Annotated in this window: 8 protein-coding genes; all 8 read left to right on the top strand. The window is 51.7% G+C overall.

From position 1 onward, the window contains the following. The coding region (locus tag J7M22_08870; GenBank protein MCD6506721.1) for a chromosomal replication initiator protein DnaA at window positions 1-608 on the top strand (608 nt) is incomplete at its 5' end. Between the two features lie 388 nt (window positions 609-996). Beyond that, window positions 997-2,091 (top strand): DNA polymerase III subunit beta, encoded by a 1,095-nt coding sequence (gene dnaN / locus J7M22_08865; protein ID MCD6506720.1) that lies wholly within the window; start codon window positions 997-999, stop codon window positions 2,089-2,091. A 6-nt stretch (window positions 2,092-2,097) separates the two neighbouring features. Then, entirely contained in the window at window positions 2,098-3,201 is a 1,104-nt protein-coding gene (gene recF, locus J7M22_08860; GenBank protein ID MCD6506719.1) for a DNA replication/repair protein RecF, read from the top strand. Further along, the gene (locus tag J7M22_08855) at window positions 3,189-3,677 is read left to right on the top strand and encodes a DUF721 domain-containing protein (protein MCD6506718.1); all 489 of its coding nucleotides are present in this window, start codon (window positions 3,189-3,191) and stop codon (window positions 3,675-3,677) included. The genes recF and J7M22_08855 overlap by 13 nt, the downstream gene beginning before the upstream one ends. 8 nt (window positions 3,678-3,685) lie before the next feature. After that, window positions 3,686-6,136 carry a DNA topoisomerase (ATP-hydrolyzing) subunit B gene (gyrB, locus tag J7M22_08850; protein MCD6506717.1) on the top strand — a complete coding sequence of 817 codons (2,451 nt, stop codon included), beginning with the start codon at window positions 3,686-3,688 and terminating at the stop codon, window positions 6,134-6,136. 11 nt (window positions 6,137-6,147) lie between these two features. Next, window positions 6,148-8,640, top strand: coding sequence for a DNA gyrase subunit A (gyrA, locus tag J7M22_08845; protein MCD6506716.1), 2,493 nt, complete (start codon window positions 6,148-6,150; stop codon window positions 8,638-8,640). After that, complete coding sequence (locus J7M22_08840) at window positions 8,621-10,033, top strand: tetratricopeptide repeat protein (protein ID MCD6506715.1); 1,413 nt, start codon at window positions 8,621-8,623, stop codon at window positions 10,031-10,033. The genes gyrA and J7M22_08840 overlap by 20 nt, the downstream gene beginning before the upstream one ends. 37 nt (window positions 10,034-10,070) lie before the next feature. Then, on the top strand, window positions 10,071-10,271 hold the full coding sequence (locus J7M22_08835) for a hypothetical protein (GenBank protein ID MCD6506714.1): 201 nt from the start codon (window positions 10,071-10,073) through the stop codon (window positions 10,269-10,271). Window positions 10,272-10,363: the final 92 nt, after the last annotated feature.

The following is a 10,363-nucleotide window of genomic DNA, read 5'->3' as shown; positions in this document are numbered from 1 at the left end:
CCCCGAACAGGATAACCTCTATCCCGGACAGGCTCAGATCCAGATTTCAGATGGGGCTCGTCACCTATATAAGGCCCCCGGAGTTCGAGACAAGGGTGGCGATTCTCCGTAAGAAAAGCGAAGAGCTCGAGATAACAAACATGCCGGATGATGTGGTCTTCTTCATAGCCGAGACGATCCGGACCAACATAAGGGAACTGGAGGGGGCGCTTTTAAGGGTGGCGAGCTACGCTTCGTTCTCCGACTCGGAGATAACGCTTGACCTTGCAAAGGAGGTTCTGAAGGACGTCAGCGAGCCTCCACCCGTAGAGCGGCGAGAGCCGGTGACGATAAGTTCGGTCCAGAAGGCTGTCGCCTCCTTCTTCAAGATATCGGTATCCGATCTGAAATCGGAAAAGAGGAATAAGTCGATAGCGTGGCCCAGACACATCGCCATGTATCTATGCAGACAGTTGACCAACGCATCATTGGAGGATATCGGGGGAAGCTTCGGGGGCAGGGATCATAGCACCGTCCTGCACGCCATCAACAAGATAGAGGAGAAGATACAGGTGGATAAGGACCTCAGTCAAACCGTCGACCAGTTGATGGAGATCCTAAGAGGATGATAAATCTCTAAAGGAATTTTTCCTTAATTTTAATCTTCCTGCAAAATCGTGATTGTGGAAAACCGGTGAAAAACCGGTGAAAAACCGGTGAAAACCTGTGGATAAAATTTTTTTGATTGTGGACAAATCAGAGGCGTTGTGGAAATGTGGAAAAATTGTGGAAAACAATTCACAGGTTTTCCACAGCGAGATCCCAGTCACCGTCTGGCTTCGTGCCACTTTTCCACTTTTCCACAGCCCCTACTACTACTATTATTATTTATTATATACTATATAGTAGTAATAGCTAGTATATAGATATACCCCTTACTATAGATATACAAGGGGTTAGGGTGGAGAACAAAGTGAAAATAATTGTTGAAACTAAACTTAAAATTAGGGTGAGAAAATGGAACTGAACTTTCAGAGAGATGAGCTCCTTAGAGCCTTACAGAGGCTCCAAAGCATAGCAGCCACCAGAAACACGATCCCAATCCTATCCAACACCCTCATATCCGCAGGAGATGAGGGCATAGTTATGGCTGCAACCGACCTGGAGGTGGGAATCAAACTCAAAGTGCCAGGCACGGTCGAAGAGGAAGGATCGATAACCATACCAGTGCGGAAGTTCCTCGAAATAGTCCGTGAACTGCCGTCAGATGAGGTGAGAATAACCACTTTGGCCAACGATCGGGTCGAGATCACCTATGATCGAGGCTCGTACAAGATAGTCGGTCTTCCATCCGACGAGTTTCCTTCCTTTCCAGAGCCGTCGGAGGATTACCTCGTGATGGACTCCGATGTATTGGTGGGGATGATAGGAAGAACCTCGTTTGCTGCCTCAGCCGAGGAGGGCGGATTTTATGACGGCGTATATTTCCATCTCACTCCGGATAGCGTCAGGATGGTTGCCTCCGATAGAAGGCGACTGGCTATGATGAGCGAGCGCATGGAGACACCGGTAGAGGAGGAGATGGGGGTCATAATTCCGCTGAAGGCCGTTAACGAGTTCGCCAAAAACTTCGAAGGCGCAGGTGAAATCAGGGTGTTCATACAGGAGAACCAGATCATGTTCCAGGGGGAGGATAAGACGCTCGTCTCCCGCCTTATCGAGGGCAATTTCCCCGATTATGAGGCTATAATACCCAAGACCAGCGAGATAAGGATCGTCGCCGACACCCAGGAGATGCTCGGCGCCGTCAGACGAGTCTCCCTTCTGGCCGATCCGAAGACGCTGATGATCGTTATGGATATCTCCGAGGACAAGCTCGCCCTCTCGGCAAACACGCCCGATTTCGGCTCAGCCTACGAGGAAATGGAGCTCAAAGAGAGCACCGGCCAGATCAAGATCGCCTTCATGGCCAGATATATCTCAGACGTGCTGAGGAATATAAACTGCGAGGAGATCGTGTTCGAGTTCAACGAACCTCTCAGCCCTGCTTTAGCTAGACCGTCAGATTCGGATAACTACATCTACCTCATCATGCCGATGAGGATGGAGTGATGGCTTTTGTTCCTGAGAGGGTTAACCCTGAGAAACTTCAGAAACTATCGGGGGCAGAGCCTGACCTTCAACAAAAGCGTGAACATCCTGGTGGGGGGCAACGCTCAAGGTAAAACCAACCTGTTGGAGGCGATCTACTGTCTGTGCACCTGCAAATCCCATAGGACCCATCGGGATGAGGAGATGATCCTCTCGGGAGAACAGGGGTTCTATCTCAAGGGGAAATTTGAATCGGACGGAGATCACTTCGATATCGAGCTGGTGAACCTCCTGGATGGCAGGAAACGGGCGAGATTCAACGGCAAATCGGTGGAAAGGCTCTCGGACCTGATAGGAATCGCCAAGGTGGTTATATTCTCTCCGGAGTCCCTCCAGATCGTCAAAGGAGCTCCGGCCGAAAGGAGGAAATTCCTTGATATCCTTATATCCCAGCTGGATCGGGTTTACCTCCATGACCTTCAATCCTATCAGGCCGTCCTCAGACAGCGAAACGAGCTTCTCAAGCAGATAAGAGATGGCATGGTTGATCGCTATCTTCTGACGATATGGGACGAGCAGCTCCTGGATTACGGCCTGAAGGTAGTTGAAAGGAGACTGGCAGTCGTTGATAGGATCGCCTCTTATGCTCGTGAAATCCATTCCGAGCTTTCAGGAGGAGAAAACCTGAATTTAACCTATCTTGTCAACGGTTATGACGCTTCAAACGTTGAATTAAAAGAGTTACTGACCTCTTCCCTGGAGGAGGCTAGGGAGTATGATATAACCCGCGGAAGCACCTCGGTGGGCCCTCACAGAGATGATCTGGGGATATATCTGAATGGGGTGGATGCGAGACGATTTTGCTCTCAGGGACAGCAGAGAACGATATCCCTTTCCCTGAGGATCTCCGAGTACAGGATGATAAAAGATGAGACGGGCAAAAATCCGTTGATACTGCTGGATGATGTGGCTTCTGAGCTCGATTCAACTAGGGCTTCGTTGTTGTACGAAATGCTAAATGAGGTCGACGCCCAGATATTTCTGACCACCACCCATCTGGATGAGCTCGCCATTTCGGGTGAATTTGATATCTTCGATGTTATCGAGGGAACGGTGAAATGCAGAGGATAAGGGAAATTCTCGATGAGGTCATAAAGGCCAAAGGGATGAAAGGGTGGATCGATACCAAAATGGCCCTCATCAGATGGTCGGACGTGGTCGGTTCGGTTGCCTCTAAGTTCTCACGGGCGACGCAGATCAAAGATGGAAAGCTTACGGTCATCGTCTCCAATTCAGTGTTGCTGACGGACATGAGGCTCAGGAAAGAGGAGTGTATCAAAAGATATGAGGAACTTTTGGGGGAGGGGATCGTCAGGGATATAGAATTTAAGCTGGGAGTGATTAAACAGCCGGAGTCGAGGGAAGAGGTCGAGGAGAATCCGCTTTACGGAGATATAAGTCATATCGAGCTCACCGATGAGGAGCTCTCAATGGCCGATGAGATAGCTCAGGGAGTCGAGGACGAGGAGACCAGAGAGGTTATCAGGAGGGCGATCATCGGCCAGCTTAAACTCAACAAATGGAGGAAATCCTTAACCGGAGGTTAACGGCTCATATGGGAGAGATCAAATACACCGCCGAAGATATCCAGGTTCTCGAAGGATTGGAGGCTATCAGGAAACGACCCGGCATGTTCATCGGCACCACCGGCCCCGCCGGGCTTCATCATCTCGTCACGGAGCTCGTCGATAACGCCATAGATGAGGCGATAGCCGGTTTCTGCTCCGAGATAGAGGTGGTGATCCATCCCGATGGAAGCGTATCGGTCTCCGATAACGGAAGAGGTATTCCCGTTGATCCCCACCCGACCTTGGGAAAATCGACCTTGGAGGTGGTTATGACCGTCCTGCATTCCGGCGGCAAGTTCGACGGCAGAAATAACGTGGGATACAAAACCGCATCCGGATTGCACGGCGTCGGCGATTGCTGTGTCAACGCCCTCTCGGAATGGTTGATCGCAGAGGTTCGCCGGGATGGAAAGGTATATCAGCAGAAGTACCGGCGCGGGATACCTCAGGGGCCCGTGGAGATAACCGGGGTTAGCACCAGGACCGGAACGACCATCACGTTTATGCCCGATAGAACGATCTTTGAAACGGTTGAATTCGACCATGATGTCCTCACCAAGAGGCTGAGGGAGTTGGCTTTCCTCAATAAGGGGATCAAGATAATCTTCAGAGATGAAAGGGTTCTGGAGGACGGAAGCGTAAGGGAGCCAAAGGTTTTCCACTATGAGGGCGGGATCGTCTCCTTCGTCCAATATCTCAATCAGAACAAAAACGTCCTTCATGACCCGCCGATATACATCCATGGGGAGCGGAACGACGTGTTCGTCGAGATCGCCATGCAGTTCAACGACGGATACTCCGAGAACATCTTCTCATACGCTAACAACGCCAACACCCACAACGGCGGAACACATGTGAGCGGGTTCAAATCGGGGCTAACCAGGGTTTTCAACAATTACGCTAGGTCTAACGATCTGCTGAAAAACTCCAAGGTGAGGCTCTCCGGCGAGGATATCAGGGAGGGGCTTACCGCCGTCATAAGCGTCAAACTTCCGAACCCGCAGTTCGAGGGACAGACGAAAGGGGCACTGGGAAACACCGAGGTGGCGGGAATCGTCGAATCCCTCATAAACGAGCAGCTTTCACTGTACCTGGAGGAGAATCCTGACATAGCCAGGAAGATCATCCAGAAAAGCATCCTTGCCGCCCAGGCGAGAGAGGCGGCCAGAAAGGCGAGGGAGCTCACCCGAAGGAAAAGCGTCCTGGACAGCTCATCGCTCCCGACGAAGCTCGCCGATTGTTCCGAAAGGGACCCCGAGCTGTGTGAGCTTTTCATCGTCGAGGGTGATTCCGCCGGCGGAACAGCCAAACAGGGCAGGGATAGAAGATATCAAGCCGTCCTGCCGTTGAGGGGAAAGATAATCAACGTGGAGAAATGGCGGCTCGATAAGGTCCTGTCCAATAAGGAGATCGAGGACATAATCACCGCCCTGGGAACAGGTATCGGCCAGGACGACTTCGACATATCTAAGCTGCGGTACAATAAGATAGTGATTATGACAGACGCGGATATCGACGGAGCCCACATCAGAACACTGCTTCTGACCTTCTTCTTCAGACATATGCCCCAGTTGGTTATGAACGGCAACATATACATCGCCCAACCTCCGCTTTATAGGGTCAGGAAAGGCAGAAAGGAGCAATATATCAACAGCGAGGAACAGATGACGGATTTCCTCCTCGAGCTGGCCCTCGACTCCGTTACCCTCAGAAATCTCAGGAGGGATAGACCTTACACCGAGCTCCAGCTCAGGGATATCATAGCGTGGATCAGAGAGATAGAGAAGAGGCTGAACGAGTTGAACAGGAAGGGAATCGATATAGACGAATTCCTGGCCCGTAGGTTCCGAGATGAAAGGAAGGTGGCTCTGTACAGGGTTAAAACGGGGGAAGGGGAGTTCTATAGATTCGAGGATGAGGTTGAGGAGCTGCTCTCGGAGCTCAGGAGCGGCGACATCGAAAAGCAGCTCGAGCTGCTCAAGGAATCCGGCGATGAGACGATGGTGGAGGATGTCTCGGATATGCCCGAGATAGAGGAGCTCGACAGATACGTGGACATGCTCAGGGAGTATGGTATTCTGCCCGAGGACTTCATGAGGGGCAGAGAGGAGGATGAGTCGGTCGAGCCGGTGTTCGTCATAGACGACGGATCGAAGAAGCAAAAGGCGCGCACGATCTGGGGGATGATGGATCAGATGTTGGAGATCGGAAAGAAAGGCGTCACGATACAACGGTATAAGGGGCTAGGCGAGATGAACGCCGATCAACTGAGGGAGACGACCATGGACCCGAACACCAGGGTCTTGATCCACGTGAAGCTCGAGGACGTGGTCGAGGCCGATAGGATCTTCACGGCGCTTATGGGCGAAAGCGTCGGTCCAAGACGTGAGTTCATAGAGAAATACGGGATGCATGTTAAACTCGACCTTTACGGATGAGGGTATCTGGGATGCAGGAGAAGACGGAAAGGATTATCACCAGACCGATCGAGGATGAGCTGAGGGACTCATACCTCACCTACATGATGAGCGTCATCACCAACAGGGCGATACCTGACGTCAGAGATGGGCTGAAGCCGAGCACTCGCAGGATACTGTATGCGATGCACGAGATGGGGTTAACCCATAACAGGCCCTACAAGAAATCGGCCGCTATCGTCGGCGAGGTAATGGGTAAGTATCACCCTCACGGCGATGCTCCCATCTATTCCACCCTGGTTGGGATGGCGCAGGACTTCTCGATGAGATACCCCCTTGTGGATGGACAGGGAAACTTCGGTTCCATCGACGGCGATCCGCCGGCCGCAATGCGCTACAGCGAGGCCAGGATGACCCCCATCGCCGAGGAGATGCTGGCCGATATCGATAAGGACACGGTCGATTTCCAACCCAACTACGATGACTCGCTTATGGAGCCCAAGGTTCTCCCATCCAGGTTCCCGAACCTGTTGGTCAACGGCTCTCTGGGCATCGCCGTCGTATACACCACCAAGATCCCCCCTCATAACCTCAACGAGGTGGTCGATGCCGCCATCATGCTTTTGGAAAACCCGAACGCTACGGCGGACGATCTCATGAAGGCGATCAAAGGTCCGGATTTTCCCACAGGAGGAATCATCGTAGGCAGAAGGGGGATCAAAGAGGCATATAAGACCGGCAGGGGACATATAACCCTCAGGGCCAGGGCCGTGATCGAGAGGGGGAAGGGAAACGAAAGGATAGTCATCACCGAAATCCCATACCAGGTCAACAAAACCACCCTCAAGGAGAAAATCGCCGATCTCGTTAACTCCAAGGTCATAACCGGCATCTCCGACATAAGGGATGAGTCGGATCGAACAGGGATAAGGGTGGTCCTAGAGCTCAAGCGAGGCGAGATTGCACAGGTGGTGCTCAATCAGCTTTACAAACACTCTCATATGCAGATCACCTATGGCGTGATAATGGTCGCTCTGGTGGACGGTCAGCCGAGGCTTTTGAACCTCAAGGATCTCATCTGGTACTACCTGGAACACAGAAGAGAGGTGATACGTAGGAGGACCGAGTTCGAGCTCAATCGTGCCCAGCATAGGGCTCATATACTGGAGGGATACAGGATCGCCCTGAACAATATCGAGGAGGTCATTCAGATCATCGAGGATTCCGATTCCCCTTCATCCGCAAGGGAAGAGCTGATGGAGAGGTTTTCGCTATCCGAGGATCAGGCCTCTGAGATACTCTCCATGACGCTTCAGAGGTTAACAGGGCTCGAACGACAGAGGATAAACGACGAGTATGCGGATCTGCTTTTGAGGATGGAGGAGTTGAAGGCCATCCTCAGAAACCCCGCCCTTGTGGACAGCATCATCAAAGATGAGCTTCTGGAGATAAAGGCGAAATATGGAGATGAGCGTAGGACGGAGATAATCGAGGAGATAGGCGAGTTCAGGATAGAGGATCTGATCGCCGACGAGGATATGGTCATCACGATCACGCATGAGGGATATATCAAACGGATCCCCGTTTCGACCTATAAAAGACAGCGCAGGGGCGGCGTCGGCATCAGGGGGATGACGACCAAGGAGGGGGATTTCGTCGAACATATATTCGTCGCCACCAACCATCAGTATATCCTCTTCTTCACGGACAGGGGAAAATGTTATTGGCTCAGGGTGTTCGAGATACCCGAGACAGGGCGAAGTTCGAGGGGAAGGGCGATCGTCAATCTCCTGAGACTTGATCCCGATGAGAGGATAGCGGCCTTCGTGCCGGTCAGGGAGTTTCGCGATGACAGGTTCGTCTTCATGGTGACGAGGAAGGGTATAGTCAAGAAGACCAATCTATCCGCCTTTAGCCGGCCCATCTCAACCGGGATAATCGCCATAAACCTCCACGAGGATGACGAGCTGATAGACGCCAAATTGACGGACGGAGCTCAGGAGATAATACTGGTTACCAAACACGGCATGTCGATCAGGTTCGATGAAGGTGAGATCAGATCGATGGGAAGGACGGCATACGGCGTGAGGGGGATAAGGCTCAGAAAGGGAGACTCGGTCGTCGGAATGGCCATCGCCAAGGACAATTCCACGCTGCTTGTGGTCGCCGAAAACGGTTATGGAAAGCGAACCGATATCTCCGAATACAGACTTCAATCCCGAGGAGGGATCGGGATCATAACGATGAGGACCAATCAAAAGACGGGAAGCATCGTTGGGGTTAAATCCGTCTCAGATAGGGACGAGATCATCCTCACAAGCTCCAGCGGGATGATCACCAGGATATCGGTCAGGGATATCAGTGTGATAGGAAGAGCCACCCAGGGGGTAAGGCTGATGTCGCTTCAGGGTGGGGAGACGATCGTGGATGTGGCCCTGTTCTCCCCGGAAGGTAAAGACGAGGAGGATAAGATCAAATTGAGGAAGATCGAGGAGGAAGAGCTCGATGAAGGGGAAGAGGAGTAGAGGCAAAGCGCTGCCCTGCCTCTACATCGTGATCGCCGTTCTTTTCCTTGTCGGCATAAGGCCTATCTTCGGCCAGGAGATATTAGATCCGGACGAACAATTGATCGTTACCGCCAGAGCTCATCTGGCGACGGCGATTTACTATAGGATGAAGGAGGACCTGAAAACCGCCAGGAAACACCTGGAGAAAGCCCTGGATAGCTACAACTCCTCAGCCTTCATGCACGTGGAGCTGGCTAAGGTGGCATTGAGGATGCAGGATATCAGGGTGGCGGAGTTCGAATGCAAATATGCCCTTGAGATGAACCCTCAATGTGCCTCGGCCTATACCGTGCTGGGCCGAATAAACCTGATGCGCAACAGGATAACGGATGCCATGGAATGTTTCAGAAAGGCCATAAAGGCGGATCCGAAATATGTTGAGCCTAGGTTTTTCCTGGCCAACATCGCCTCCAGCGTCGGAGATCTGACAACCGCCGAGGAACAGTACAAGGAGCTCATCAAGCTTAATCCCCTATATGCTCCCTTTCACTTCGATCTGGGCAGGGTCTACATCTCTCAGGACAGGCTCGATGAGGCCGTGAAAGAGATGAAGGCGGCGGTGAAGATAAGCGAAAATTATATGGCTCCCAGACAGAGCTTGGTGAATATATATCTAAAACAGGGCAAATACGAGGAGGCGGAGAGGCAGATCAAGGAGATAATGGATCGAGGGGGACCGATCAACGAAAAGCTCATGGTGCTTCTGGCCAGGATATATGTCGAGCGAGGTAAGATCGAGAAGGCCGCCCATATCTGTCAATCCATCCTCGCGTCCGACCCGAATAACCTGGAGGTTAAATCGGTCTATGGAAGCTTGCTCGTCGGGATGAACAGGATAGATGATGCGATAAGGATATTGGGTGACGTGTTGAAGTCGAAGCCCAAAGATGCGGAGGCCCATTACTGGATAGGCGTGGCATACGATAGGAAGGGCGATTTTGAAAGGGCCGTCCAACATCTCAGAAAATCCATCAACCTCAATCCAAACAGATCGAACGCCTACAACACGCTCGGATATCTCATGGCCGAAAGAGGGGTTAATCTCGAGGAGGCCGTCAACCTGATAAAAAAGGCCCTTGAGATGGACCCCGAAAACGGCGCATACCTGGATAGCCTCGGCTGGGCATATTACAAGATGGGACGGATCAACGAGGCGCTGGAGAACCTGAAAAAGGCGGCCAAGCTCAATCCGGATGAGCCGGAGATCAGAAAACATCTGGGCGAGGTCTATCTGAAGAAGGGGATGAAGGAGGAGGCGATCCGTCAATGGCGGGAGGCGGTCAAGCTCGATCCGAAAAACGAGGAGCTTAAATCCAAGCTGCAGAAGTTGCTCGGGGAAAAAGGTCGTTGAAACCCTCCTTATCCAGACTTCATCCCATAAAGAGGATATGGCGAAAGTCGAAACGCTTGTGAAATTCTTAGACTACATCAGGAAACACCCTGAGGCAAACGATAGAGAGATAGCTGAGGCGATAGGTGTTACGCAAAGATATGTCAGGGAATGCAAAAGGGACGTAAAGCTCCTGAAGCATCATCTCCTTGATCTCGTTCTGGGAAAGCGATGCGGTAAAATGTCAAGGGCAAAATAAAGGCCAGCTCTTTGACAATTTCAGGACACACTAAACTTGAGCTATCCTGAGAGGCCTTGACAGGATAGACCAAAAGATTAGCTATGAACCTT

It is taken from the genome of Candidatus Poribacteria bacterium (assembly GCA_021162805.1).
In the GTDB taxonomy this organism is placed as follows: domain Bacteria; phylum Poribacteria; class WGA-4E; order B28-G17; family B28-G17; genus JAGGXZ01.
The sequence above is the reverse complement of the archived record's forward strand: the minus strand, read 5'-3'. Positions and strand labels throughout refer to the sequence as shown.

What these genes read in the sequence shown, in the direction of transcription:
- dnaN (MCD6506720.1), top strand. Translation starts at nt 997, where the DNA reads ATGGAACTGAACTTTCAGAGAGATGAGCTCCTTAGAGCCTTACAGAGG.
- J7M22_08855 (MCD6506718.1), top strand. Translation starts at nt 3,189, where the DNA reads ATGCAGAGGATAAGGGAAATTCTCGATGAGGTCATAAAGGCCAAAGGG.
- gyrB (MCD6506717.1), top strand. Translation starts at nt 3,686, where the DNA reads ATGGGAGAGATCAAATACACCGCCGAAGATATCCAGGTTCTCGAAGGA.
- gyrA (MCD6506716.1), top strand. Translation starts at nt 6,148, where the DNA reads ATGCAGGAGAAGACGGAAAGGATTATCACCAGACCGATCGAGGATGAG.
- J7M22_08840 (MCD6506715.1), top strand. Translation starts at nt 8,621, where the DNA reads ATGAAGGGGAAGAGGAGTAGAGGCAAAGCGCTGCCCTGCCTCTACATC.
- J7M22_08835 (MCD6506714.1), top strand. Translation starts at nt 10,071, where the DNA reads ATGGCGAAAGTCGAAACGCTTGTGAAATTCTTAGACTACATCAGGAAA.